General features: G+C 68.0%; 26 protein-coding genes. 18 read left to right on the top strand and 8 right to left on the bottom strand.

From position 1 onward, the window contains the following. Positions 1–93: 93 nt before the first annotated feature. Entirely contained in the window at positions 94–1,698 is a 1,605-nt protein-coding gene (locus OG884_RS11005; protein ID WP_326644702.1) for a hypothetical protein, read from the top strand. 305 nt (positions 1,699–2,003) lie between these two features. Here OG884_RS11005 and OG884_RS11000 read toward each other — a convergent pair whose 3' ends face one another. The 4 genes from OG884_RS11000 to OG884_RS10985 form a co-directional block, all read right to left on the bottom strand. After that, positions 2,004–2,765, bottom strand: coding sequence for a succinate dehydrogenase/fumarate reductase iron-sulfur subunit (locus tag OG884_RS11000; protein ID WP_326644700.1), 762 nt, complete (start codon positions 2,763–2,765; stop codon positions 2,004–2,006). A 2-nt stretch (positions 2,766–2,767) separates the two neighbouring features. Then, the gene (locus OG884_RS10995; protein ID WP_326644698.1) at positions 2,768–4,660 is read right to left on the bottom strand and encodes a fumarate reductase/succinate dehydrogenase flavoprotein subunit; all 1,893 of its coding nucleotides are present in this window, start codon (positions 4,658–4,660) and stop codon (positions 2,768–2,770) included. Between the two features lie 9 nt (positions 4,661–4,669). Next, positions 4,670–5,455, bottom strand: coding sequence for a hypothetical protein (locus tag OG884_RS10990; protein WP_326644696.1), 786 nt, complete (start codon positions 5,453–5,455; stop codon positions 4,670–4,672). 338 nt (positions 5,456–5,793) lie between these two features. After that, on the bottom strand, positions 5,794–6,726 hold the full coding sequence (locus tag OG884_RS10985; RefSeq protein ID WP_326644694.1) for a LysR family transcriptional regulator: 933 nt from the start codon (positions 6,724–6,726) through the stop codon (positions 5,794–5,796). A 198-nt stretch (positions 6,727–6,924) separates the two neighbouring features. On the opposite strand from OG884_RS10985, the gene OG884_RS10980 reads away from it, so the two are divergent. The 3 genes from OG884_RS10980 (at position 6,925) to OG884_RS10970 (ending at position 10,511) form a co-directional block, all read left to right on the top strand. Continuing rightward, on the top strand, positions 6,925–7,695 hold the full coding sequence (locus OG884_RS10980) for a succinate dehydrogenase cytochrome b subunit (protein ID WP_326644692.1): 771 nt from the start codon (positions 6,925–6,927) through the stop codon (positions 7,693–7,695). Positions 7,696–7,751: 56 nt separating this feature from the next. Continuing rightward, positions 7,752–9,680 carry a fumarate reductase/succinate dehydrogenase flavoprotein subunit gene (locus OG884_RS10975; RefSeq protein ID WP_326644690.1) on the top strand — a complete coding sequence of 643 codons (1,929 nt, stop codon included), beginning with the start codon at positions 7,752–7,754 and terminating at the stop codon, positions 9,678–9,680. 93 nt (positions 9,681–9,773) lie between these two features. Beyond that, complete coding sequence (locus OG884_RS10970) at positions 9,774–10,511, top strand: succinate dehydrogenase/fumarate reductase iron-sulfur subunit (RefSeq protein ID WP_326646899.1); 738 nt, start codon at positions 9,774–9,776, stop codon at positions 10,509–10,511. 300 nt (positions 10,512–10,811) lie between these two features. Here the strand turns inward: OG884_RS10970 and OG884_RS10965 are convergent, their stop codons facing one another. Both OG884_RS10965 and OG884_RS10960 read right to left on the bottom strand, forming a co-directional pair. After that, positions 10,812–11,390, bottom strand: a complete 579-nt coding sequence (locus OG884_RS10965; protein ID WP_326644688.1) for a Clp protease N-terminal domain-containing protein — start codon at positions 11,388–11,390, stop codon at positions 10,812–10,814. 2 nt (positions 11,391–11,392) lie between these two features. Continuing rightward, on the bottom strand, positions 11,393–11,626 hold the full coding sequence (locus tag OG884_RS10960) for an RNA polymerase subunit sigma-70 (protein ID WP_326644686.1): 234 nt from the start codon (positions 11,624–11,626) through the stop codon (positions 11,393–11,395). A gap of 115 nt (positions 11,627–11,741) precedes the next feature. On the opposite strand from OG884_RS10960, the gene OG884_RS10955 reads away from it, so the two are divergent. Then, on the top strand, positions 11,742–13,433 hold the full coding sequence (locus OG884_RS10955) for an ABC transporter ATP-binding protein (protein ID WP_326644684.1): 1,692 nt from the start codon (positions 11,742–11,744) through the stop codon (positions 13,431–13,433). Continuing rightward, a complete protein-coding gene (locus OG884_RS10950; RefSeq protein ID WP_326644682.1) occupies positions 13,430–15,175 on the top strand; it encodes an ABC transporter ATP-binding protein in 1,746 nt (581 codons plus the stop codon). Before OG884_RS10955 ends, OG884_RS10950 begins: the two co-directional genes overlap by 4 nt. A gap of 79 nt (positions 15,176–15,254) precedes the next feature. Here the strand turns inward: OG884_RS10950 and OG884_RS10945 are convergent, their stop codons facing one another. Next, positions 15,255–15,692 carry an ATP-binding protein gene (locus OG884_RS10945; RefSeq protein WP_326644680.1) on the bottom strand — a complete coding sequence of 146 codons (438 nt, stop codon included), beginning with the start codon at positions 15,690–15,692 and terminating at the stop codon, positions 15,255–15,257. A 201-nt stretch (positions 15,693–15,893) separates the two neighbouring features. On the opposite strand from OG884_RS10945, the gene OG884_RS10940 reads away from it, so the two are divergent. The 4 genes from OG884_RS10940 to OG884_RS10925 all read left to right on the top strand — a co-directional run bounded on the left by OG884_RS10940 (position 15,894) and on the right by OG884_RS10925 (position 18,857). After that, positions 15,894–16,760, top strand: coding sequence for a helix-turn-helix domain-containing protein (locus OG884_RS10940; RefSeq protein ID WP_326644678.1), 867 nt, complete (start codon positions 15,894–15,896; stop codon positions 16,758–16,760). Positions 16,761–16,765: 5 nt separating this feature from the next. Next, entirely contained in the window at positions 16,766–17,215 is a 450-nt protein-coding gene (locus tag OG884_RS10935) for a DUF397 domain-containing protein (RefSeq protein WP_326646898.1), read from the top strand. 298 nt (positions 17,216–17,513) lie between these two features. After that, a complete protein-coding gene (locus OG884_RS10930) occupies positions 17,514–17,786 on the top strand; it encodes a transposase family protein (RefSeq protein ID WP_326644676.1) in 273 nt (90 codons plus the stop codon). Between the two features lie 24 nt (positions 17,787–17,810). Continuing rightward, positions 17,811–18,857, top strand: coding sequence for an ISAs1 family transposase (locus OG884_RS10925; RefSeq protein WP_326644674.1), 1,047 nt, complete (start codon positions 17,811–17,813; stop codon positions 18,855–18,857). Between the two features lie 7 nt (positions 18,858–18,864). On the opposite strand, the gene OG884_RS10920 is transcribed toward OG884_RS10925, so the two are convergent. Further along, a complete protein-coding gene (locus OG884_RS10920; protein WP_326644672.1) occupies positions 18,865–19,164 on the bottom strand; it encodes a phosphotransferase family protein in 300 nt (99 codons plus the stop codon). 323 nt (positions 19,165–19,487) lie between these two features. Here OG884_RS10920 and OG884_RS10915 point away from each other — a divergent pair, with 323 nt between their 5' ends. The 8 genes from OG884_RS10915 to OG884_RS10880 all read left to right on the top strand — a co-directional run bounded on the left by OG884_RS10915 (position 19,488) and on the right by OG884_RS10880 (position 24,280). After that, complete coding sequence (locus OG884_RS10915) at positions 19,488–19,943, top strand: ATP-binding protein (protein WP_326644670.1); 456 nt, start codon at positions 19,488–19,490, stop codon at positions 19,941–19,943. Positions 19,944–20,156: 213 nt separating this feature from the next. Then, on the top strand, positions 20,157–20,840 hold the full coding sequence (locus OG884_RS10910; RefSeq protein ID WP_326646896.1) for a 7-carboxy-7-deazaguanine synthase QueE: 684 nt from the start codon (positions 20,157–20,159) through the stop codon (positions 20,838–20,840). Positions 20,841–21,038: 198 nt separating this feature from the next. Beyond that, positions 21,039–21,449: a 6-pyruvoyl trahydropterin synthase family protein gene (locus OG884_RS10905; protein WP_326644668.1), complete on the top strand. Its 411-nt coding sequence runs from the start codon at positions 21,039–21,041 to the stop codon at positions 21,447–21,449. 20 nt (positions 21,450–21,469) lie between these two features. Beyond that, complete coding sequence (locus OG884_RS10900; protein WP_326644665.1) at positions 21,470–21,658, top strand: hypothetical protein; 189 nt, start codon at positions 21,470–21,472, stop codon at positions 21,656–21,658. A gap of 147 nt (positions 21,659–21,805) precedes the next feature. Then, positions 21,806–22,405, top strand: coding sequence for a GTP cyclohydrolase I (gene folE / locus OG884_RS10895; protein ID WP_326644664.1), 600 nt, complete (start codon positions 21,806–21,808; stop codon positions 22,403–22,405). Further along, positions 22,405–23,217, top strand: coding sequence for a hypothetical protein (locus OG884_RS10890; protein ID WP_326644662.1), 813 nt, complete (start codon positions 22,405–22,407; stop codon positions 23,215–23,217). The genes folE and OG884_RS10890 overlap by 1 nt, the downstream gene beginning before the upstream one ends. Beyond that, positions 23,214–23,873: a hypothetical protein gene (locus OG884_RS10885; RefSeq protein WP_326644660.1), complete on the top strand. Its 660-nt coding sequence runs from the start codon at positions 23,214–23,216 to the stop codon at positions 23,871–23,873. Before OG884_RS10890 ends, OG884_RS10885 begins: the two co-directional genes overlap by 4 nt. Before the next feature lie 20 nt (positions 23,874–23,893). Continuing rightward, positions 23,894–24,280 (top strand): hypothetical protein, encoded by a 387-nt coding sequence (locus tag OG884_RS10880; RefSeq protein WP_326644658.1) that lies wholly within the window; start codon positions 23,894–23,896, stop codon positions 24,278–24,280. Positions 24,281–24,296 lie beyond the last annotated feature (16 nt).

The following is a 24,296-nucleotide window of genomic DNA, read 5'->3' as shown; positions in this document are numbered from 1 at the left end:
CCAACTAGTATTTCTTTGACGTGTTCATGGTTGACTGCGCGGAGGGCATCGGTGACGCGAGCACGGCTCGGGGCAGCTGTCTCCGCCGTTGTGATGTCTTTGGGGATCAGCGGTGCCTTCCTGCTCGCCGTGGCGCCGCTGACCGGTTCCTCCGCGGCCGGCGCGACGGTCAGGACGATGGTCGTCGACCCGTCGTCGATCCCAGGATGTGACGTCGATCCGGCGGGGCCCTGCGAGGAACCCACGCCGGTCGTCACGGTCACGGTCACCGAGGATCCCGGGGGCGGCACCTCGGAGACCCCGGTTCCGCAGCAGACCGTGACCACCACGGTGACCGTCCCACCGACGACGAAGCCTCCGAAGACCACGGCTCCGCCGCCCCCGCCGGAGACGACCGCTCCGCCGGCCCAGGAGAGCACGGCCCCGATCGCTCCGCCGGAGACCGAGGCCACCCCTCCGGCCTCCGAGGAGTCGGAGGTCCAGTTCCCGGTGAGCACCCCGTCGGCCACGCTTCCCTCCGCCGGGCCCTCACCGGGAGAGACCGGCACCATCGACGAGGGCGCCTCCAACTCCTCCGTGGCCGAGATCCGCAACGCGGGCTCCGAGTTCGACGGGGCCACGCTGAGCCGCCAACTCGGTATCCCGGCGCTGATCCTGGTGCTGCTGGTGCTGTTCGCCGTCCTGATCTTCGAGGGCAGGTTGCGCCGCCTGGCCCACGCCGCGGCCATCCGCCGGGCCGGTCCCCGGGGGATGGCCCCCCGCGTCGACTCGATGGACCCGCTGGCCTACCACGGGGGTCCCGGCTACGCCGCCGGACCCGGTTTCGTCCCCGGCCCCTACCAGAGCGGTACGGCCTACGCGCCGATCATCAGCCTCGTGCCCATGCAGATGTACTCTCCGGTCTACCCCGAGGGCTACGTCCCCGGGCAGTACCCCTACGGCTACGAGCAGACGACGGCGTACATGCCCGCGCCCGGCTACGAGCAGCAGGTCACCGGCCACGGTGACCCGTACGGCCAGCAGGCCCCCCAGGGACAGGCGCCCTACGGCCCGGTGGACCAGGGCGGCCCGGCGGCGTTCCACGACACTCCGCCCTTCGGCCAGGGACCGCAGGGTGACCGGAGCCGGTCGGACCACCCCCAGGGCGACTTCCAGCCCTTCGGGCCCGAGTCGCAGGGTGCTCCGGGGCAAAACGCTCCGGGGCAGGGCGGCCCCGGTCAGGACGCCCCCGAGCAGGGTGGGTCGGGCGATCGTACGCAGCCGGGCTGGCAGGAGAACCCCGGAGCCCTCGGCCCCGAGCCTCGTGAAGGACGTTTCCCGCAGGGGAATGCCGAGTTTTCCGGGGCGCCGTTCCCGAAGGAGCCCGGCCGAGGCGGTTCGGGAGCTCACGGGGGTCCCTTCGGCGGGGTTCCCGGCGGTCCCGACGGCCTCGGTGGCGATCCGGCGACTCTGATCGGTCCCGGTGGTTCCGGGGCTTACGGTGGTTCGGGTGGTCCTGGGGCTCACGGTGGTTCCGGGGCTTACGGTGGTCCCGGTGGTCCCGGTGGTCCCGGTGGTCCCGGCGCTTACGGTGGCCCCGGTAGCCGGCCGGATGCGGGCGAGCAGCCTCCCACGGAGCCGGCCTCGACGGCGGTCTACCCGCTCCCCGGTCAGGAGGTCGGCAAGAAGAAGCGCGGTCTCTTCCGCCGCTCCAGCTGACTGCCGCTCCAGTTGACCTCCGCTCCAGTTGACCTCCGCTCCAGTTGACCTCCGCTCCAGCTGACCTCCGCTCCAGTTGACCTCCGCTCCAGCTGACCTCCGCTCCACCGACCTCTACCGGCCCGATGGCCGGTGGAGACGCTCCCGAGCCTCTGAAAGGATCCTCGCGATCATGTCGCCGGGCTGGGAGGCCGGTGAAGGCCGCGGGTTTGAGACTGTGAGGATGAAGGGGGCCGCCCGGCGCCCGGGGAAACACGACGGCGCCGCCCGGGGAGAGCCCGTGGGCGGCGCCGCTGTGAAGGGGGTCAGCTCTTCGAGCTGGAACGCTTGAAGATCTTGTTGCCCAGCCAGACCAGCGGATCGTACTTCCGGTCGATGACACGCTCCTTCATGGGAATCAGCGCGTTGTCAGTGATCTTGATGTGCTCGGGGCAGACCTCGGTGCAGCACTTGGTGATGTTGCAGTAGCCCAGACCGTGCTCCTCCTGGGCGGAGTCCTTGCGGTCGGCCACATCGTACGGATGCATGTCCAGCTCGGCGATCCGCATCAGAAAGCGCGGACCGGCGAAGTCGGGCTTGTTCTCCTCGTGGTCACGGATGACGTGACAGACGTTGTTGCACATGAAGCACTCGATGCACTTGCGGAACTCCTGGGACCGCTCGACGTCGATCTGCTGCATGCGGTATTCGCCCGGCTCCACGTCGGCCGGAGGAGTGAAGGACGGGATCTCCCTGGCCTTCTGGTAGTTGTACGACACGTCGGTGACCAGGTCCTTGATCACCGGGAACGTCCGCATGGGCGTCACGGTGATCGTCTCCTCCTCGGTGAAGGTGGACATCCGGGTCATGCAGCCGAGCTTCGGCCTACCGTTGATCTCCATGGAGCACGAGCCGCACTTGCCGGCCTTGCAGTTCCAGCGGACGGCGAGGTCGGGGGCCTGGGTCGCCTGGAGCCTGTGGATGATGTCGAGGACGACCTCGCCCTCGTTCACCTCGACGGTGAAGTCCTCAAGCTTGCCCTCGCCGCCCTCGCCCCGCCAGACGCGGAACTTCGCCTTGTAACTCATGGTTACTCCTTGGCCAGCGCGTCAAAGGCGGCCAGCTCTTCCTCGGTGATGTACTTCTTCAGCTCGTCGCGGTCGAACAGCGTGATGAGGTCGTCCCGCATCGCGGTCTGGACCTGCTCCTCGACCGTGATGCCGGAGCCGTCCGGGGTGAGGCCGCAACTCAGGATCCTGGTCCGCCACTCGGCGGACATGCCCGGGAAGTCGTCACGCGTGTGGCCGCCTCGGCTCTCCTCCCGCAGCAGAGCGGCCTTCGCCACGCACTCCGAGACCAGGAGCATGTTGCGCAGGTCGAGGGCGAGGTGCCAGCCCGGGTTGTAGATCCGGCTGCCGGCCGCGCCGACGTTCTGGACGCGCTCCTTGAGCTTCTTCACCGCCTCCAGTGCCTCGGAGACCTCCTCGGACTTGCGGATGATGCCGACCAGCTCGTTCATCGTCCGCTGCAGCTCGTGGTGGACCTCGTACGGGTTCTCACCCGAGCGCTCCAGCGGGGCCAGCGCCTCCGCGCCCGCCTCGGCCACGGACTCCTCGGAGATCTTCGGCCGGGCCACCAGGCCGTTCACGTACGAGGCCGCTCCCAGGCCCGCGCGGCGGCCGAACACCAGCAGGTCCGACAGCGAGTTGCCGCCCAGCCGGTTGGAGCCGTGCATGCCGCCGGAGACCTCACCGGCGGCGAACAGGCCGGGCACGGCCGCCGCGCCGGTGTCGGCGTCGACCTCGACGCCACCCATGATGTAGTGGCAGGTCGGGCCGACCTGCATGGCCTCCTTGGTGATGTCGACGTCGGCCAGCTCCTTGAACTGGTGGTGCATCGACGGCAGCCGCTTGATGATCTCGGCGGCCGGGAGGCGGGTGGAGACGTCGAGGTAGACGCCGCCCTGGGGCGATCCACGGCCTGCCTTCACCTCGGAGTTGATGGCCCGCGCCACCTCGTCGCGGGGGAGCAGCTCCGGAGGGCGGCGGTTGTTTGCCTGGTCGGCGTACCAGCGGTCGCCCTCCTCCTCCGAGGTGGCGTACTTGTCCTTGAACACGTCCGGTATGTAGTCGAACATGAAGCGCTTGCCCTCGGAGTTCGTCAGCACCCCGCCGTCGCCGCGGACGGACTCGGTGACGAGGATGCCCCGGACCGAGGGCGGCCAGACCATCCCGGTGGGATGGAACTGGATGAACTCCATGTTGATCAGCTTCGCCCCGGCCAGCAGGGCCAGCGCGTGGCCGTCGCCGGTGTACTCCCAGGAGTTGGACGTGACCACGTACGACTTGCCGATGCCGCCGGTGGCCAGCACGATCGCGGGCGCGTCGAACAGGATGAGCCTGCCGTTCTCCCGCCAGTAGCCGAAGGCGCCGGAGATGGCGTCCCCGTCCTTGAGCAGGCGGGTCACCGTGCATTCCTGGAAGACCTTGATGTACGCCTCGGCGTCGCCGTGGAGCTTCTCGTCCTCCTGCTGGAGCGCGACCACCCGCTGCTGCAGGGTGCGGATCAACTCCAGGCCCGTGCGGTCGCCGACATGGGCCAGCCGCGGGTACTCGTGCCCGCCGAAGTTACGCTGGCTGATCTTGCCGTCCTTGGTGCGGTCGAACAGCGCGCCCCATGCCTCCAGCTCCCAGACCCGGTCGGGTGCCTCCTTGGCGTGCAGTTCGGCCATCCTCCAGTTGTTGAGGAACTTGCCGCCGCGCATGGTGTCGCGGAAGTGCACCATCCAGTTGTCGTCGCTGTTGACGTTGCCCATGGCCGCGGCGGCGCCGCCCTCGGCCATGACCGTGTGCGCCTTGCCGAACAGGGACTTGCAGACGATGGCCGTCCGCTTCCCCTGCTGGCGGGCCTCGATGGCCGCCCGCAGCCCCGCTCCGCCGGCGCCGATGACGACGACGTCGTATTCGTGACGCTCGATTTCCACAGGTGATCCTTATGCGAACGGGAAGGGAATGAGGTTCTTGGCGACCAGGCGAACGTAGATGTCGGCGCCCATGACGCTGAACATGGAGATCAGTGCGAGCTCCTGGTGCTTGGCGTTGAGCTTTGACACGATGCCCCACGCCCGGTAGCGGACCGGGTGCTTGGAGAAGTGGTTCAGGCGCCCGGCCGTGATGTGCCGGCAGGAGTGGCACGACAGCGTGTACAGGTTGATGAGGATCGCGTTCACGATCAGGATCCACGTGCCCAGGCCGGTCGGCTTGGCGATCAGCGCCTTCACCGCGTCGTACGCCAGGATGATGCCGATGACGATCGCCGCGTAGAAGAAGTAGCGGTGAATGTTCTGAAGAATCAGCGGGAAGCGAGACTCGCCAGTGTACTTCTTGTGCGGCTCGGACACTCCGCACGCCGGGGGCGAGAGCCAGAACCCCCGGTAGTAGGCCTTGCGGTAGTAGTAGCAGGTGAAGCGGAACCCCGCGGGAAGACCGAGGATCAGCAGTCCCGGCGGCAGGGCGTACCAGTCGCCGAACGGGGCGAGGCCGAACAGCCGTGCCTCCTCAGGGCAGCTCGTCGCGAGACAGGGCGACGCGAACGGCGCGTGATATGGGGACACGAAGTAGCTCGCGTCGAAGATCGCCCACGTGGCGTAGACGAGGAATGCCGTGAAGATGATGAATGTGACCAGTGGATAGCGCCACCACGGGTCGGTTCGCAGGGTGCGCTCCTTGATCTGCGCACGTTGCCTTCTGGCCGGGTTCTCGGCCGTTGTCTGGGTCATCGAGACCTCTCCACCTCCCGCGAACCCCGCTCGCCTTGGGGTCCGGGTCGTTTCAGTTGTGCCGCGCGCCGGGCCATGGTCGCGCCGGCTCACACGTGCGCGCGCATGTTGGTGGGGGATACGTTACGACGGAGCCCGGGGGTTGTGTGAGAGAGGTCACTCACAATTTCACTGACCAGGTGTGATTCCTGTCACGTTGACTGAAGAGGCGCCCTGCCTGCGCTGTCTCAGGAGGTGGACGATCACGGGGACGTCTCAGGAGGTGGACGATCACGGGGACGTCTTGGAGTGGACGATCACGGGGACGTCTTGGAGTGGACGATCATGGGGGTCGGGAATCAATCCTGGGTGATCAGGTCCACTCCTTGAGGGAGGCTGCCCTCGCGGGCGGCCTCGGCGAGGAAGAGGAGCAGGGTCGCGCGGAAGGCCTGGGCCGCGCGGGTGGGCTCGACGTCCTTGCGGTGCGCGATGGCGATGGTACGGCGCAGCCCGGGAGGCGCCAGGGGCGTTCCGGCCAGTCCCGGACGGCCGTCCAGGACCATCGAGGGGACCAGCGCGACCCCCAGCCCGGCCTCCACAAAACGCAGCACGGCGTCCATCTCGCCGCCCTCCACCGCGAACCTGGGCTCGAACCCGGCCTGCCGGCAGGCGCTGAGCGTGGCCTCCCGCAGGTCGTATCCGCGTCTGAACATCACCATCGGCTGCCGGCGCAGCTCTTCGATGCGCACGTACGGCTTGCGGGCGCGAGTGGTCGAGGGGGAGGCGACGACGAGGTTCTCCCGCAGGATCTCCTCGGTGAGGAGGGCGGGGTCGTCGCTGTGCAGCGGCAGGATGATCAGTGCCAGGTCGAGCTGGCCTCGGGCGAGGGTGCGGACCAGGTCGCGGGAGCCACCCTCCTCCACGAACAGTTCGATGCCGGGGTAGGTGTGGTGGAACCTGGCCAGCGCGTCGGCGAGCAGCCCCGCGCAGAGCGAGGGCGTGGCGCCCAGCCGGACCCGTCCACGGCGCAGCCCGGCCAGCTCGCCGACCTCGCTCCTGGCGGTCTCGGCGTCGGCCAGCATGCGGCGGGCCAATGGCAGCAGCGCCTCGCCCGCGGGGGTGAGCGTGACGTTCCCCCGGGCACGGCTGAACAGCGGTGCGCCCAGCTCGGCCTCCAGGCTCTTGATCTGCTTGCTCAGCGAGGGCTGGGCTACGCGCATCCGCTCAGCGGCCTGGGTGAAGTGCCGAGCCTCGGCGACCGCCACGAAATAGGCGAGTTGCTGGAGCTGCACGGTTCCCTAGCGTACGGACTCCTCGACCGCGGATTCGGGGCGGGTGGTGGTGGGGGGGACAATGTGAGATTGCTCGCATCGCGCCGGGAGGCGCGACGCCGGAAGCGACAGGGACGCAGAGGTGATAGCCGCAGGCTATGGAAACCACATCCACGATGACTTGGACTTGGATAAACCCCCCTACCTAGCGTCACATGTGTGACTGCCACGATTGAGCGCGGATCCGCCACCGCGTCTGTGAACCCCCCCGCGGATACCGCGAAGACCGCGAAGACCGCGAAGCCCGGGCGAAAAGGCGGCTTCCTGGGCTCCTCCAACGGCAAGAAGGCCGTGATGGCCATCACGGGCGCCGTGATGGTGCTCTTCCTCATCGGCCACATGGCCGGGAACCTCAAGAGCTTCGCCGGTGCCGAGTCCTTCAACGCCTACGCGGCCTTCCTACGGACCATGGGCGAGCCGATCCTCCCGTACCGGGCCCTGCTGACCGTCGTCGAGGTCGTGCTGGTCGTCGCGGTCGCCCTGCACATGTGGTCGGCGATCTCCCTGGCCCGGCGGGCGAGCAAGGCCCGCCCGGTGAAGTACGCGGCCAAGCGCAAGTCCAGGGCGAACGGCTACGCGGTCCACACCATGCGATACGGCGGCATCGTCATCGTGCTGTTCGTGATCTACCACCTGCTGGACCTGACCTTCGGCGCGGTCAACCCGGCCGGTGGCGGCGCCACCCCCTACGACCGCCTGGTCGAGGGCTTCGCGCCGTCGCGCTGGTGGGTCACCCTGTTCTACGTGCTCGCCCTCGTCATGGTCGGCCTGCACCTGCGCCACGGCCTGTGGAGCGCCTTCCAGACGCTCGGCCTGGCGGGCAGCCGCAACTACCGCCCGCTGAAGGCCGTCGCCGCGGGTCTGTCGGCGCTGCTGGTCATCGGCTTCCTCGCGGTCCCGGTGGCGGTCGCGATCGGAGTGATCAAGTGAGTATGAGCGCGAACCCGGCGGGTCACCCGAACGGCGAACAAGGAGTGAGGACCACGATGAGCACGGGGTACACCGAAGGTGAGCCGATCCGTGACACCAAGGCCCCCGAAGGCCCGATCGAGGACCGCTGGGAGAAGCGCAAGTTCTCCGCGAAGCTGGTCAACCCGGCCAACAAGCGCAAGCTCAGCGTCATCGTCGTGGGCACCGGGCTGGCGGGCGGCTCGGCCGCCGCGACCCTCGGTGAGCTCGGCTACAACGTCACGTCGTTCTGCTACCAGGACACGCCCCGCCGCGCGCACTCCATCGCGGCCCAGGGCGGCATCAACGCCGCCAAGAACTACCGCGGCGACGGCGACTCGATCTACCGGCTGTTCTACGACACGGTCAAGGGCGGCGACTTCCGCGCCCGCGAGTCCAACGTCTACCGGCTTGCCCAGGTCAGTGTGAACATCATCGACCAGGCCGTGGCCCAGGGCGTACCGTTCGCCCGCGAGTACGGCGGCCTGCTCGACACCCGCTCCTTCGGCGGCGCGCAGGTCTCCCGTACCTTCTACGCCCGAGGCCAGACGGGGCAGCAGCTCCTGCTCGGCGCGTACCAGGCGCTGGAGCGCCAGATCGCGGCGGGCACCGTCAAGATGCACACCCGCCACGAGATGCTCGACCTGATCGTCTCCGACGGCCGGGCACGCGGCGTCATCGTCCGTGACATGGTCACCGGCGAGATCGAGCGGCACGTCGCCGACGCGGTCGTGCTGGCCAGCGGCGGGTACGGCAACGTCTTCTTCCTGTCGACGAACGCCAAGGGCTGCAACACCACGGCGATCTGGCGGGCGCACCGGCGCGGCGCGATGTTCGCCAACCCCTGCTACACCCAGATCCACCCGACCTGCATCCCGGTCAGCGGCGATCACCAGTCGAAGCTGACCCTGATGTCGGAGTCGCTGCGCAACGACGGCCGCGTGTGGGTGCCGATGAAGGCGGGCGACACCCGTCCGGCCTCGGCGATCCCCGAGGAGGAGCGCGACTACTACCTGGAGCGCATCTACCCGGCGTTCGGCAACCTGGTCCCGCGTGACATCGCCTCCCGCGCCGCCAAGAACGTCTGCGACGAGGGGCGCGGCGTCGGCCCCGGCGGCCTGGGCGTCTACCTCGACTTCGCCGACGCGATCCGCCGTCTGGGCCGCGACGCGGTGGAGAAGAAGTACGGCAACCTCTTCGAGATGTACGAGCGCATCACCGGCGAGGACCCGTACGCCCAGCCGATGCGCATCTACCCCGCCGTCCACTACACGATGGGCGGCCTGTGGGTGGACTACGACCTGCAGTCCACGATCCCCGGCCTGTTCGTGATCGGCGAGGCCAACTTCTCCGACCACGGCGCCAACCGTCTCGGCGCGTCCGCACTGATGCAGGGCCTGTCCGACGGCTACTTCGTGCTGCCGACCACGATCGGCGACTACCTCGCGAACGGCCCCTACGACGAGGTCGACGAGGATGACGTGGCCGAGGCCGAGGCCGAGGTGCGCCAGAAGATCGACAAGCTGCTGAAGAACAACGGCACCCGCACCGCCGACTCCTACCATCGTGAACTCGGCAAGATCATGTGGGAGTACTGCGGTATGGAGCGCACCGAGGAGTCGCTCCGCAAGGCGCTGGAGCGGATTCCCGAGCTTCGCGAGGAGTTCTGGCAGAACGTGAAGGTGTCCGGTGAGGCCGACGAGCTGAACCAGGCTCTGGAGCGGGCCGGACGGGTCGGGGACTTCTTCGACCTGGCCGAGCTGATGTGCGTCGACGCGCTGCACCGCACCGAGTCGTGCGGCGGTCACTTCCGCGCCGAGTCGCAGGACGCCGACGGCGAGGCCCTGCGCGACGACGAGAACTTCTCCTACGTCGCGGCCTGGGAGTACGGCGAGCAGGGTCCGATCCTGCACAAGGAAGACCTCGACTACGAGTACGTCAAGATGAGCCAGCGGAGCTACAAGTGAGCGCGGCGGCACACGAGGAACGACACATCGTGCCCCGGACGCGTCCGGCCGGCTCGTGCGCAGCGAACGAGGAGTGGTAGGAAAACCATGGGTATGAACCTCACGCTCAAGGTCTGGCGGCAGAAGGGCCCCAACGACGAGGGCCGGATGGTCAACTACCGGGTCGAGGACGTGTCGCCGGACATGTCCTTCCTGGAGATGCTCGACGTCCTCAACGAGCGGCTCATCCTGGAGGGCGACGACCCGATCGCCTTCGACCACGACTGTCGCGAGGGTATCTGCGGCATGTGCGGCATGGTCATCAACGGAGTCGCGCACGGCGAGCAGGTGGCCACCACCACCTGCCAGCTGCACATGCGGCACTTCAAGGACAACGCGGTCATCACCATCGAGCCGTGGCGCGCCGCGCCCTTCCCGGTGGTGAAGGACCTGGTCGTGGATCGCTCGGCGTTCGACCGGATCATCCAGGCGGGTGGCTTCATCTCCGTCCCCGCCGGGTCGGCCCCCGACGCGCACAGCGTCCCGGTGAAGAAGGTCGACGCCGACGCGGCGTTCGACGCGGCCACCTGCATCGGCTGCGGCGCCTGCGTCGCCGCCTGCCCGAACGGCTCGGCCTCGCTCTTCACCGCGGCCAAGATCACCCACCTGAGCCTCCTGCCGCAGGGCCAGCCCGAGCGCGACTCCCGCGCCGTCGCGATGGTCGAGCAGATGGACGCCGAGGGTTTCGGTGGCTGCACCAACACCGGTGAGTGCACGGCGGTCTGCCCCAAGGGCATCCCGCTGGACACCATCGCCCAGATGAACCGCGACTACCTGCGGGCCGCCAAGTAGGCCCTTCGGTGGTCCGCACGCCCCGGCGCCCGGCCACGACGGCCGGGCGCCGGGGCGGCCGCTTTTCCCGGCTGTGCGTATATGCCGTGCGGCCGCTTTTCCCGGCTGTGCGTATATGCCGTGCGGCCGCTTTTCCCGGCTGTGCGTATATGCCGTCCGGCCGGTTTTCCCGGTTGTGCGTATATGCCGTGCGGCTGGTTTCCCGGGCCCGGACCCGAGGTGGGTGTCCTTCATGTCCGGGGTTCCGGAGGGACATCCCAGCCGGGTGCCGGAGGGCCGCCCGCTCCGACCGTGCCCGCTCTACTCGGGTGTCCGCCGTGTCCCGAGTTCCCGGACGATCTCCCGGCGCAGCGTCTCCGTGTCGATGCCCGCGTCGGTGATGACGCGCGAGGCCACTCCCTCCCCCTCGCGGAGCAGCCCCAGCAGGATGTGGCCGTCGCCGATGTATTTGTGCTTGAGGGCGATGGCCTCCCGGAGGGACAGTTCCAGGGACTTCTTCGCGGCTGCGGAGAAGGGGATGTGGCGACCGCTGAACAGGCCGCCACGGTGGTTTCGCTGCGGTGGCCGGTCCAGGGAGCCTGGGCCGAAGGCGGCCTCGACCTTCTCCCTGATGGCGGAGAGGTCGATGCCGATCGTCTCCAGCGCGTCCGCGTCGAGCGCGTCCTTCGGCGGGTGGGGGACGAGGCGCACCACGGCCAGGTTGGCCCGCTCGTGGTCCAGGCCGTGCCGTCCGAGGATCCGGGCCGAGACGGTCTGCGGCTGGTCGAGCAGTCCCAGCAGGAGGTGCTCGGTGCCGATGGACGGGTGCTTCAGCCGGCGGGTGTTCTCCTGGGCGAGTTTCACCGTCTGCCGGGCCTGATCCGTGAACCGTTCGAACATGACTATCTCTCCCGTCTCAGCAGGCCCCGGCCGCCCGCGTACTTCTTGTGCACCGCCTGCCGGCTCACTTCCAGACAGTGCGCGATCTCCTGCCAGGACCAGCCCTGATCTCTGGCGTTCTCCACCTGAAGGGCCTCCAGCCGGTCGACCAGCGTCCGTAGCGCGCGTACGGCCCGCAGGCCGACGGCAGGATCGCGGCTACCGGCGTCGGATGCCAGTTGTGCCGTATCGCTCATGGATGTCAATTTAGGTTGACGCGGCCCGCCTGTCAACCCTGATTGACGACGCCACGCCGGGGAGGCCGAAAACCGTTTGCCTGGCCAGGTCGGAGTTTGTGACCCTTGCTGTGAGATGCGCTCCTTACCAGCCGCCGATCCCGGCATTCCCGACGCCCGCAGCCCGCTCGGCTACCTGCGGTGGGTGGCCCGCATGCAGCGAGGCCCGCTGCTCCTGGGCATCACCTACGCCACCCTGTGGTGGCTCGCGATGGCGCTCGTGCCGGCCGCCATGGGCAGGGGCATCGACGCGATCAGGGCCGAGGACGTGCCGGCCCTGGTCACCTGGGGCACCGTGGTGCTCGCCCTGGGGATCACGCAGGCCGTCACGGGCATCCTGCGGCACCGGATGGCCGTCTACAACTGGCTGAGCGCCGCCTACCGGACCGTCCAGGTCACCGCCAGGCAGTCGACCCGGCTGGGCGCGACCCTGCCCAAGCGCATGTCCACCGGCGAGGTGGTCAGCATCGGCAACTCCGACATCGCCCACATCGGCAACGCGATGGACATCCTGCTCCGCGGCGTCGGCGCCGTCGTCGCCATCGCCGTGGTGACCGTCATCTTGATCGGCGCCTCGCCGCCGCTGGGCCTGACGGTGCTGGTCGGCCTGCCCCTCGTGGCGGTCGCCGTCGCGCCCCTGCTCAAGCCGCTGCACCGCCGCCAGAACGACCACCGCGACCTGCAGGGCGACCTCGCCACCCGCGCCGCCGACATCGTCACGGGCCTGCGGGTGCTCCGCGGCATCGGCGGTGAGCGGGTCTTCGCCGACCGCTACGGCGCCGAGTCGCAGCGAGTGCGCCACGCCGGCGTGCGGGTGGCCTCCGTCGAGTCGATGCTGGAGGGCGCGCAGGTCCTGCTGCCCGGGCTGCTGATCGCCGGGGTGACCTGGCTCGGTGCGACCTTCGCGATACGCGGCGAGATCACCGTGGGCCAGCTCGTCGCCTTCTACGGCTACGCGGTCTTCCTGATCGCCCCGGTGCGCACCCTCACCGAGGCGGCCGACAAGCTGACCAAGGGGCACGTCGCCGCCCGCAGGGTGGTGCGCATCCTGGCGCTGAGGCCCGAGGTGGAGGGCGGCACCGGCCGCTCGGAGGGCGGCCTGCTGCGCGACGTGACCTCCGGGGTCGCGGTGCGTCCCGGGATGCTCACCGCCGTCGCGGCGGCCGACCCCGAGGAGGCCGTGACCATCGCCGACCGGCTCGGCCGCTACAGCGACGGCGACGTCGACTTCGGCGACGTGGCGCTCGACACCCTGCCGATCTCCGAGGTCCGCCGCCGCGTCCTCGTCGCCGGCAACGAGGCCCAGCTGTTCGCCGGGGTGCTCAGGGACGAACTGGACGTCGCCGGCCGTGCCTCCGACGAGGAGATCACCCGGGCGTTGCAGGCCGCGTGCGCCACCGACATCGTCGAGGCGCTGCCCGGCGGTCTGGAGGGGCACGTCGCCGAGGCCGGCCGGGAGTTCTCCGGCGGCCAGCAGCAGCGGCTCAGGCTCGCCAGGGCGCTGACCCTCGACCCGGAGGTGCTCATCCTCATCGAGCCCACCAGCGCGGTCGACGCGCACAGCGAGGCCCGCATCGCCGACCGGCTGGCCAAGGCCCGCGCGGGCAAGACCACGCTGGTCTGCACGACCAGTCCGCTGGTGCTCGACCGCACCGACCACGTCATCTACGTCGAGGGAGGTGTCGTGCGCGCCCAGGGCACGCACCGGGAGCTGCTGGCCACCCACCCGGGCTACACCGCCGTCGTGACCCGGGGTGAGGAGTCGTGAGCAGGCAGATCCTGCCCGTCGCCGACACCGCGCAGGTCCGGGCGTACGCCCGCAGGCTCACCCTGAAATACCCCGGAGAGCTCACCGCGGCGCTGGGCCTGCACGGCCTGGCCGCCGTCGCGGGCCTGGCGGTGCCGTGGCTGCTCGGCGGCCTCGTCCAGGGCGTCCAGGACGGCACCGGGGTCGACGTCACCGCGGTGTCGCTGGCCATCGGCGGCTTCCTGGTCGCCCAGGCCGTGCTGGTCAGGTTCGCCGTCTACGCCTCGGCCAGGCTGGGCGAGAAGGTCCTCGCCGAGCTGCGTGAGGAGTTCGTCGGGCGAGTGCTCGGCCTGCCGCTGTCCGTCGTCGAGCGGGCCGGATCCGGCGACCTGATCTCGCGGACCTCGCGTGACGTCGACTCGCTGTCGCGCACCGTGCGGCACGCCGTGCCCGAGACGCTGATCGCGCTGGTCACCTGCCTGATCACCGTTGGCGCGCTGGTACTGGTCGGGCCGCTGCTCGCGCTGCCCTCGCTGCTGGCCGTCCCCATCCTGTGGATCTCCACCCGCTGGTACCTCAACCGGGCCAGGGACGGCTACCTGCGCGAGAGCGCCGCGTACGCCGACATGACCGACGGGCTGGCCGAGACGGTCGGCGGCGCCCGCGCGGTGGAGGCCCTGGGCCTGCAGGAGCGGCGGCACCGCCGCACCGACACCGACATCGCCCGCTCGTGGGCGGCCGAGCGCTACACGCTGGGGCTGCGCACCGTCTGGTTCCCCTCGGTCGAGCTCGGCTACGTGATCCCGATCGTGGCGACGCTGGTCGTCGGCGGCCTGTTCTACGTCCAGGGCTGGGTCTCGCTGGCCCAGGTCACCGCCGCCACGCTCTACGTTCAGCAGCTCATCGACCCGCTCGACCGGCTGCTGATGTGGATCGACGAGCTCCAGGTCGGCGGCGCCTCCATGGCCCGGCTGCTCGGCGTCGCCGAGGTGCCCGACGACCGCGAGGCCACCTCCACCGCCCCCACCGGCAGCGAGCTGGCGGCCGACGACGTCCGCTACGCCTACCGCGAGGGCCACGACGTGCTGCACGGCATCGATCTGCTGGTCAAGCCGGGCGAACGGCTGGCCATGGTCGGCCCGTCGGGGGCGGGCAAGTCCACGCTGGGCCGCCTGCTCGCGGGCATCCACGGCCCCCGCACCGGCTCGGTCACCGTGGGCGGTGTCCCGCTGGTCGAGCTACCCCTGAACGACCTGCGCGGCCAGGTCGCCCTGGTGACCCAGGAGCATCACATCTTCCGGGGCACGGTGCGCGACAACGTGCTGATCGCCAGGCCCGACGCGGACGACGCGCGGGTCCGCGAGGTGCTGGAGGCCGTGGACGCCTGGGACTGGGTCGAGGCCCTGCCCGAGGGGCTCGACACGGCGGTCGGCTCCGGTGGCGAGCACGTTCCCCCCGCCCAGGCCCAGCAGCTGGCCCTGGCCCGGCTGGTGCTGGCCGACCCGCACACCCTGGTCCTCGACGAGGCCACCTCGCTGATCGACCCCCGCGTGGCCCGACGCCTGGAACGCTCGCTGGCGGCCGTCCTCGAAGGCCGTACGGTGATCGCCATCGCCCACCGCCTCTACACGGCCCACGACGCCGACCGCGTCGCGGTCGTGGAGGACGGCCGTATCGGCGAGCTCGGCTCCCACGAGGAACTGGTCGCCGCGGAAGGCTCCTACGCGGCCCTGTGGCGCAGCTGGCACGGCACCTCCAGGTGAGAGCAGGTTTCTGTGGCTCTCACCTGGACGCGCGGGTACAGATCCGCGCCACACTTTCGGAAACGGTGGAATGCGACCGTCAGGCCGTTCCCGACGTGCCGGTAGACGTGATCTCCGCCCAGATGACCTTTCCGTCCATCAGGGGAACCATGCCGAACTCGTCGGCATAGCGTGCCGCGAGAAACAGGCCGCGCCCGTCGCACGCTTCGAAATCCGGTGCTTCCTGGGGAACGACCGGTAGTGCGGCGGAGAAGTCACGTACGCTCAGACGCACGTTGGAGCCGAGGGCGCTCACCGTGAGTTCGAACCGCTCGTCATCGGTATGTCTGACGTTGCTGCACAGCTCGGTGAGGATCATCATGCAGCGGTCCACGATGACCTCTTGCATTTTCCAGAGGATCAACTGGATCGTCACGATGCGCCGGATCGGCTCCATTGTCTCCGGGCTGTATTGCTGGGCCCGGGAGAGCCGCCGGTGTGAAGCCCGGGCCTTCTCCGTTGTCATGGCATCGTTCATTGCCCCTCCGGGGGTGGGCAGGTGTGTGCATGGGGCGATCGCATCACGTTTCGAGGTTGTTCGGATACGATCCGTGTTCTTGAAAGATGATGCTGTGAGATCCAGTGTCAGCGCAACCTCAATTTGGAGAAAGTTGCTCCAGCGAAAATCCGAGCGCGGCAAGATGCTGGGTTAGACCAGGTTTGTCCCAGAGAGGTGCTCATGCCAGAGGTCAGGGCTACGGTCCGCCGCCGACGCCTGGGGCGCGAGCTGGAGATGCTGCGCCACGCTCGCAAGCTCACGCTGGAGGATGCCGCTATCCTCCTTATGCGTCCCAAGACGTCTCTCAGCAAGATCGAGAACGGTAAGCAGCAACTTCGCGTCAGAGACGTGCCCTTCATCCTCGATAAATACGAACTCGACGATCCGGCTCGCCGTGAAGAGATCATGGCGTTGGCGAGCAAGGCCGCCGAACGTGACTGGTGGCAGAAGTTCCAGGGAGTCGTACGCGATCCCTTCGCCGATTACCTCAGCCTTGAGGAGTCGGCAACATTGATCTTCAAATGGTCACCGCTTCTCATCCCGGGATGGCTGCAGACCGAGGCTTACGCCCGTCACGTGGTGGCGGCCAGTCGCATGTGGCAGACCAAAGAGGAGATCGACAAGTTCGTGGCCCTGCGCATGAAGCGCAAGACCACGGTTCTGGACCGAGAGGAGCCCCCGCAGGTTTGGGTGGTGCTGTCAGAGATGGCCGTCCGTCAGCACGTCGGTGCTCCAGACATGCGGGTCATGAAAGAGCAACTGGAGCACCTGAAAGATGTGGCCGCCGACCGCGGTCGCCCTCACGTTCAGATCGTGCTTCTGCCCTATCTGGCGGGTGAGCACGCAGGGCTTGAGGGCGCTTTTACCTGGATGCGCTTCGACTCCGGCCCAGAGGTCATCTGTCTGGAGGCGCTGACCTCGGCGCAGTATCTTGAGGACGAAGATGAAGTGGCTCGATATGCGATGGCCGCTGACCACCTTCGGTCGGCTGCTCAGCCACCTCGCGACACGATCGCGACGCTGAGTAAAATGATCAAGGAATTGTGAGTAAAATGAGCGTTTGCCCTACCCCCGAGTCCCTGGCCTGGGTTACGAGCAGCTTCAGTGACGGCGGAGCCAACTGTGTCATGGTCGGCAGGGGAACTGCCGATGTCGTAGCGGTGCGCGATTCCAAGGCTGCTGACATACCGGCCATCATGTTTTCCGTCATGGCCTGGTCGCAGTTCCTTGATGTCGTGAAGGCCGAGGCCGCAGATCACGAGCTTGTGGCATCTCCGCAGAATAAAACGGAACTGTACGACCTCGATCTTTCTGACGTGGCATGGCTGAGTGCTGCCGGGAGCAGTCCCGCCGACCGGGTTGAGATGGCTCACTTGCCTAAAGGAGCGATTGCACTGCGCCATCCGATGGCAAAGACGACCCTGCGTTACACCTGTACGGAATGGATTGCTTTCAAGCATGGCGTTCAGGTCGGCGAGTTCGCTGTATCAACAGCTGCGTGACAGCAGACGCCGTACTCGCTCTCGCTGCGCGGTGAGCTCTTGTTCGCGAGTGAAGCGCTGGCGCCACAAAACGGCCAGCCAGCGCAGTGCGCAGGTGCGCTGTGCGGCTCGGAAGCGCGGCGTCAGCGCTGTGGTGACCCCCACGGCCCCGGCATCTCGAAGTTTTGACCGGGTTTGATTCCTTGCGCGCGAATGGCTGCGCCTCTGCCGCTGGTAATAACTGACCCAATTCGGGCATGGAAACGGGCACGACTCCCGAAGATCGAGGTTCTCACACCAATCGATCCGGGAGGAAGCCGTGCCCGTGCCCCTATCATCGCTGATCAGCCCGATCGAGAGCGGCAACACAACGGGATCGGTGCCCGATCGGGTGGCCCGCGAAGGACTGCTGGCCCGCTTCCGCCGGATTTCCGACCACCGCTCCACCCGAAACGTCCGGCATCCGCCGGCCTCGATCCTGGCACTGGCCGCGTGCGGGGTGACCGTGGTCGGCGGAGACTCGATCATCGCGGTCTGGCACTGGGCCTCCGACGCGTACCCGCAGGAAGTACTGGCCGAACTGGAGGTGTGACGTGATCCGTTCACCGGGCTGCATGTGCCGCCCGGCGAACGGACCTTCCGCCGGGTCCTGGGCGAGGTCGACGGCGACCAACTGGATCGCGAGGTGTGCGCTTACCTGGCCGGGCAGGAGCCCCGCCCAGCCGACGCACCCGGCCATCCCGATACCCCCGGTGCGGCTCGACCGGACACCGCCGAGCCGGCGGAGCCGGCATGGTCGAACGAGCGCGAAGCCCGGCGGGTCCGCCGACGCAACCGGGAACATCCCGCCATGGTGGGGTTGCTGCCCGCGGCTGCAGCCGACGGCAAGGCCGTCCGCGGAGCCCGCCGCCCCGACGGCCGCCGTCTCCAACTGCTGTCGCTGTTCTGCCACACCCGGCATGCGACGCTCGCTCAGCGGGCCATCGACGCCAAGACCAGCGAGGTGCCCGAACTCAAGCCACTGATAGCCGAAGTGGATCTGGCAGGCACAGTCCTGACCGCCGACGCGCTGCACGCCGTCCGCGAGACCGCCCGACATCTGACCGAGGACCTCGGCGCGTACTATGTCCTGATTTTGAAGCACAATCAGCCCGTGCTCCTGGCCACGGCGATGACCGTCCTGGCCGAGGGGACCGACGCCGAGCACGAGCGGGCCGGTACCGGGCATACAGAGATCGACCGGGGCCACGGCCGCAGCGAGCGCCGCACCATCCGTACCGCCCCCGCAGACGGCGTCGACTTCCCCGGCGCGGTTCAGGTCATGCGGATCGTACGGCACGTCGCCGATCTGCACGGCGCGGGCAGTAGTAAAGAGGTGGCCTACGCCATCACGAACCTGCCCGCCGACCTGGCCGGACCCGCCCATCTGGGCACCTACGTCCGCCGGCACTGGGGGGTGGAAAACCGCGAGCACTACGTCCGGGACGTCACCTTCCGTGAGGACGCCGGCCAGATCCGTACCGGCAGCCTGCCCCAGGTGATGGCGACCTGCAGAAACCTCGCGATCGGCGCGTTCCGCCACGTCGGCCACGTCAACATGGCCTACGCCCGGCGGCACTACCGAAACGACGCTCGCCGCCTGCTCACCCTGTTCGACCTATGAGCTCAAATCACCCACGAGAGAGCACACCTTCAACATGCCGGGGCCGTGTGGTGACCCCCAGATCGGCATGCAGACTTTCCCAGACCTCGTCGTCAATATCGCGGGCGCTGATGTGCTCACAGAGGTCGGCGGCGTCGAACGCGGTATCGGAGTAACCGGAGAACTCGAAGTCGACGCAGCGAATTTCGCCTCCGTCCCACAGCCAGTTCAGCAGGTTGGAATCTCCGCGGCAGAACACCGCGGGCGCCGGCCCCGGTAGGAGCTCTCGGTCGCCTGATTCTTCCCACGGGTGGAGCAGGGTGAGCATGTCGGCGGTGAGTGGCTTTGAGGCCAGCTGAGGATGGGCCAACCGTCCGACTGGTGACGCGGAGGCGAGGCCAGAGCTATGGGGCTTTGCCACCGAGGATTACCGTCACCACCAGCGCGCTTCTCGCTGGGGGCCAGCCGTCGGAGTAGGAGTGCGCGTGCGCTAGCCCTGTGATCGCCTCTCGCACGTTGAATGATCTTCCCTCGCAGAAATGGCCGCGAAGTGGCAACGGTTTGGCGTACTGGTGCCACGAAGCGTGCGTCATGGTGGGCTCGGGCTGATATCGGCCCGCGCCGAAAAGCATCAGTGCGAGGAGATGAGGAGTGCCCCCGACGACCGCCGAGTTGATCCGCGACTACGGCCTGGGAGAACTGGTCGACCATGCCGACGTTGCCCTCAGCAGGGTCGCCGCTCCTCAGTCGGTCGCCCGACAGCGGGTGCGCACGGCACTAACCCGTCATGCCAGCACAGAGCAGATCGACGACGCGGTACTCGTAACCAACGAACTGGTCGGCAACGCCATTCAGCACGGCAACGGAGTCGTCTCGATGACCTTGGACGTCTACGAGAAGGGCGCCGCGGTGAGCGTCGTGGACCGTGGAGCCAATATCAGTGCTATCCCCACGGCTTCGACGGTGGACCTGGTTGGCGACGCCGACAGTGAAAGCGGCCGCGGCCTGTACCTGGTCGCGCAGTTCTCGACCGCCTGGACGGTCCAGGCGGTCGAAGGAGGAAAAGCCGTTGTGGCTGTGTTCGATCTGACCGGTGGTGCCCTGTGACACAGGCATTCAACCTGGTGCCGCAGCACCTGTGCTGCGGCGTGTGTGACAACCCCACCCGCCGGGTTCCCCGAGAACCTCAGACCCAATGTCCCCACCGACCCAAGGTGATCCGTCTGAGCGAGACGGCCGCCGCCTCGGTCCAATGCGACCTGGAGAACAATGAACACGCACACCAGAGCCGCCATCCCAACGAGGGAAACCAACTTGATCGTGGCGGAACTGTTCGGCCCCACCTTCCAGGGCGAAGGACCCAGCCTCGGCACACGTGCGGCCTTCCTGCGCCTGTCTCGATGCAACCTGGCCTGCAGCGGACGGATGCCGTGCGACACCCCCTACACCTGGGACACCACCCGGTATGACCTGCGCAGAGAGTCGTCCCGGCGCAGCGTCACTGAGGTGGGAGACGAGTTACTGCTCCTGGACACCGCCCTCGTGGTAATCACTGGCGGGGAGCCCTTGATCCAGCAGCAGCAACTCGTTCCGCTGGTGCTCCGCCTGGTTGACGCCAACCGCCGAGTGGAGTTCGAGACCAACGGCACGTTCGGACCGCTACCCGAACTGCTCATAGACGGTGTCCGGTTCAACGTTTCGCCCAAGTTGTCCAACGCTGGCATGGCCGAGAGCATGCGCATTGTCCCCGAGGCGCTGACCGCCCTCGTGGGCAGCGGTAAGGCAGTCTTCAAGTTCGTCGCCACCGAGAGGTCGGACCTGGACGAGATCGATGATCTCGTCCAGCGCTACGGGCTCTCCCCGGTGTACGTGATGCCGGAGGGCAGGACCCCGGATGCCGTGATCACCCGAGCCCGCGAACTGGCCGACGACGTAATCGCCCGCGGCTGGTCCATGACCCAGCGCCTCCACGTCCTGCTGTGGGGCGACGAGCGCGGCCGCTGACCCGCAAACCCGTTCATCACGCTCCTGCCGAAGAGTCACGTGGACCCACCCTCGCCGGTTATCCACCCGCCCAGGGTTCCTGCCGTTCCTCACCGCCTTAGGAATCCACAGCACCACAGATGAAGCGTGGGACTACATGACTGTCTTGCGGCCTCCTGCCGCCCGCATTTCCAAAACCCCGTCGCACAGGAGGAGTCCATGGACTTCAGCACGGTGCCGCTCCCACCCGGCAAGCACACCATCGGCAAGCTGTTCGATTTCGAGGCCGGGCACCGGCTACCCAGCCTCGCGCCCGAGCATAAGTGCTCGCGGCAGCACGGGCACAACTACATGGTCGAGGTGATCCTGACCGCCCCCGTCCTGGAAGAGCCGGGCTTCGTCACCGACTTCGGAGACCTCGCGCCGTTCAAGAAGTTCCTGGACACCGAATTCGATCACCACAATCTGCACGAGATCATGCCCTGCGAGCCGACCTCTGAGCGCTTGGCCCAGTTCCTGGCCGGTTGGTTCATCCAGAACGTTGAGCCGGTCATCCCCAGCCAACTGGTCGCCATCCGGGTTCGCGAGACAGAGCGCAGTTGGGCTCGCTTCGACGTAGAAGAGCGATAACCCCCTCCTCAGCTCAAAAGATGCCCGGATGGAGCGCCACCGAGTTCTGGCTGATCATCGCCGAGCGCATCCGCGTCTCCAGCCGATCTTCAGTACGGATGGGTTCGGTGGCCGTGATGCTGGAGGGCCCCACGGCGAAGGGCGGGCATCGAGGCCACCCGAGTGTTCGCGGCTCGGAGCCCGACCGGCCACTGACCAATGGCGCATAGCTAGGCATCTGCACCCCCTGGCGTTCGCACCTCTCGGACGCTGACCGCACACCCCGTAGCTCAGCCCTCCATCCTCAGCACTTGGAAGCGAGGCAAAATCTCATGACGAACGCCGTCTACAGTCCGGTGTCCGGCCAGAGTGCCGCCGTGCCAGCACAATCCGACCCGGTTGCTCCAGTGTCGGTCGACACCGAGCGCGTCACCGAGCTGATCGGCCAGCTCTTGGCCGCGCTCGGCGAGGACCCCAGGCGGGAGGGGCTGGCGGACACGCCGGCTCGGGTCGCGTCCTGGTGGAACTCGTTCCTGTCGCCGGAGCCGTCTGCGAAGGTCATGTCTTTCACCGAGACCCACCTGAGCGACCAGCTCGTCGTGGTCGGCGGCATGAGCGTGTGGTCTCTCTGTGAGCATCACCTTCTGCCCATGAACCTGGAGGTCGCGGTCGGCTACCTGCCTGACGGTGAGGTGGTCGGGCTGTCGAAGTTCGGGCGGATCGCTCTGCGTTACGCCGGACGGCTCCAGGTGCAGGAGCGGTTCACCCGGCAGGTCGCCGAGGAGATCGCTAGCGTGATCGGCAGCAAGGACGTAGCGGTCGCTGTCCGTGGCACCCACCTATGCATGAGCATGCGTGGAGTGCGCTTGGAGGCCGCCCGTACCACCACGTTGCAGGTCGGCGGCCGGTTCCAGGACGATCCGGCGCTCTCCCAGCAGTTCCTCACCCTCGCCATAGGCCAGTGGGGGGCGGCGTGATGGCCATCGATTTCTCCGTGATCGCCCCGCCCGGCTACCTGGAGGTGTTCGTCGCCCAGGAGCCTGCCCGCGTGCACCACGTGGCCGCCCAGCGTGTCCTGTCCGACTCCGCCTACCGGGAATTCTTCCGTCGTGAGGCCAAACGCGGTGCGGAGATCGTCGTCGACAACGGCGTCTTCGACCTCGGCCATGCCCTGCCACCCGTCGATCTGGTCGCGGCTGCTCGTGCGGTTGACGCTCGCGAGATCATCCTCCCAGACGTCTTGTCGGACGGCGCCGCGACGATCAAGGCCAGCGACGAAGCCGCACGTGAGATCCGCGAGCTGAGCGATGAGTTCCGCCTGTGCGCCGTGCTGCACGCAGCGGACGACCAGGAGTGGCTGCGCTGCTACGACCACTTCGTCTCCAGCGACTACGCGGGCGCGATCGCACTGCCCGCCTCCCGGCGTCCCGCCCCGGAGGAGTGGTTGTGCCGTACTCGGTGGACAGCCACCCGCTACCTGGAGGACCACGGCATGCTCGAGGAGCGGATCGTCTACCGGCTGCTGGGCCTCGGCCGGACCGGGCACCTGGAACTGGCCGAGCAGTGCGAGCATGAGTGGATCGCCTCTGCCGACGGCGCCGCCCCGGTCATCCTCGGCGCGATGGGCATCGCGATGCTGCCTGACGGGCCGTACGACAAGCCCAAGACCCCTCGCATCGAACATCTCGGCCCGATCCCCGAGAAGCGGTTCGACCTGATCCGGCAGAACATCGCCGTCGTCCGGTCGGCGGCGGGCAGCAATGTGCGGATCCCGGAGGGTCGTTCATGAGCATCCTGCCCGACCCCCTGCTCGCGCGCAGTGCCGGTGCCGTGGTGCCCGCGCCGCCGATCGAGGTGGACAGGCACACGATGAGCCCGGACAGCCTGCTGCGTTATCTGCGGATCAAGGTCCATCACCTCATCCAGGAGCAGCCCTGGGACAGCATCCGCATCGTCGGCGACTACGACCGCCTGGCCGTGATCTCCCAGTACGAGAAGAATGGCAAGTTGTTCAACTGGGAGCGCCCCACCGCAGAAGTCCATGGCCGAGATCTGGTGGTCAAGGCGTTCCCCGGTGCCGACTATGTTCACCACTACGGCCTGATCATCGCCACGTACCTCGCGATGACCGGCCGCCCCGCCGACAACGTCACCTATCAGCTGCCCGATCCCGACCTCTGCCGTAGGGCCGTCGAGCAACTCGACCTCGCGCTCGACGGTGACCTGGTGATCGTCGGCTGGGCACTGGAGCACCTGGCACCCGCTGGCGCGGTCTGGACGCATGGGCCGGGCTACGCCTGGCACCTCGCCAGACTGCATGGCCACCGGTGGTCTACCTCGGCTTCCGGCACAGCATCTGGGGCGACGTCGCCGGCCGAGTCGTCGGCCGACTGGCCGAGCTCGGCGCCCGTGCTGTCGTCTACGTCGGCAAGGTGGGCGCTCTGATGCCCCAGATGGAGCCCAACATGATGCTCGCGACCGGCAAGGAGAGCCTCGTCGACGGCTCCCTGATTACGTGGAACGACTTCTTCGGTGACTTCGCCGCTGCCCAGCTCGATGTGCAAACGGGCGTCCACGTGACCTCGCCGTCGATCCTCTTGGAGAACCGTGACTGGCTGGCCAGGTACGCCGGACACGCCTTCGTCGATCCCGAGATCGGCCCCATGGGGGCGGCCGCGCGCCGCGCGGGGATCAGCTTCGGCTACCTCCACGTCATTTCCAACAATCTCGCCCGCCACTACCCAGCGGACCTATCCAATGAGCGTCACGGCGATGTCGTCCGGCGGCGCGCCGTCCTGGTCAGCCGGATCCGCGACACCATCGCCAACCGCCTGGCAGTCCGCCCCAGCTGAGCCTCCATGGAGGAAC

Origin of the sequence: Streptosporangium sp. NBC_01755 (assembly GCF_035917995.1) — a bacterium.
GTDB lineage: Bacteria > Actinomycetota > Actinomycetes > Streptosporangiales > Streptosporangiaceae > Streptosporangium.
The sequence above is the reverse complement of the archived record's forward strand: the minus strand, read 5'-3'. Positions and strand labels throughout refer to the sequence as shown.

What these genes read in the sequence shown, in the direction of transcription:
- OG884_RS11000 (WP_326644700.1), bottom strand. Translation starts at nt 2,765, where the DNA reads ATGAGTTACAAGGCGAAGTTCCGCGTCTGGCGGGGCGAGGGCGGCGAG.
- OG884_RS11005 (WP_326644702.1), top strand. Translation starts at nt 94, where the DNA reads ATGTCTTTGGGGATCAGCGGTGCCTTCCTGCTCGCCGTGGCGCCGCTG.
- OG884_RS10955 (WP_326644684.1), top strand. Translation starts at nt 11,742, where the DNA reads ATGCGCTCCTTACCAGCCGCCGATCCCGGCATTCCCGACGCCCGCAGC.
- OG884_RS10965 (WP_326644688.1), bottom strand. Translation starts at nt 11,390, where the DNA reads ATGTTCGAACGGTTCACGGATCAGGCCCGGCAGACGGTGAAACTCGCC.
- OG884_RS10920 (WP_326644672.1), bottom strand. Translation starts at nt 19,164, where the DNA reads ATGCTCACCCTGCTCCACCCGTGGGAAGAATCAGGCGACCGAGAGCTC.
- OG884_RS10890 (WP_326644662.1), top strand. Translation starts at nt 22,405, where the DNA reads ATGGCCATCGATTTCTCCGTGATCGCCCCGCCCGGCTACCTGGAGGTG.
- OG884_RS10900 (WP_326644665.1), top strand. Translation starts at nt 21,470, where the DNA reads ATGCCCGGATGGAGCGCCACCGAGTTCTGGCTGATCATCGCCGAGCGC.
- OG884_RS10940 (WP_326644678.1), top strand. Translation starts at nt 15,894, where the DNA reads ATGCCAGAGGTCAGGGCTACGGTCCGCCGCCGACGCCTGGGGCGCGAG.
- OG884_RS10935 (WP_326646898.1), top strand. Translation starts at nt 16,766, where the DNA reads ATGAGCGTTTGCCCTACCCCCGAGTCCCTGGCCTGGGTTACGAGCAGC.
- OG884_RS10970 (WP_326646899.1), top strand. Translation starts at nt 9,774, where the DNA reads ATGAACCTCACGCTCAAGGTCTGGCGGCAGAAGGGCCCCAACGACGAG.
- OG884_RS10990 (WP_326644696.1), bottom strand. Translation starts at nt 5,455, where the DNA reads ATGACCCAGACAACGGCCGAGAACCCGGCCAGAAGGCAACGTGCGCAG.
- OG884_RS10960 (WP_326644686.1), bottom strand. Translation starts at nt 11,626, where the DNA reads ATGAGCGATACGGCACAACTGGCATCCGACGCCGGTAGCCGCGATCCT.
- OG884_RS10885 (WP_326644660.1), top strand. Translation starts at nt 23,214, where the DNA reads ATGAGCATCCTGCCCGACCCCCTGCTCGCGCGCAGTGCCGGTGCCGTG.
- OG884_RS10905 (WP_326644668.1), top strand. Translation starts at nt 21,039, where the DNA reads ATGGACTTCAGCACGGTGCCGCTCCCACCCGGCAAGCACACCATCGGC.
- OG884_RS10880 (WP_326644658.1), top strand. Translation starts at nt 23,894, where the DNA reads ATGATGCTCGCGACCGGCAAGGAGAGCCTCGTCGACGGCTCCCTGATT.
- OG884_RS10945 (WP_326644680.1), bottom strand. Translation starts at nt 15,692, where the DNA reads ATGAACGATGCCATGACAACGGAGAAGGCCCGGGCTTCACACCGGCGG.
- OG884_RS10975 (WP_326644690.1), top strand. Translation starts at nt 7,752, where the DNA reads ATGAGCACGGGGTACACCGAAGGTGAGCCGATCCGTGACACCAAGGCC.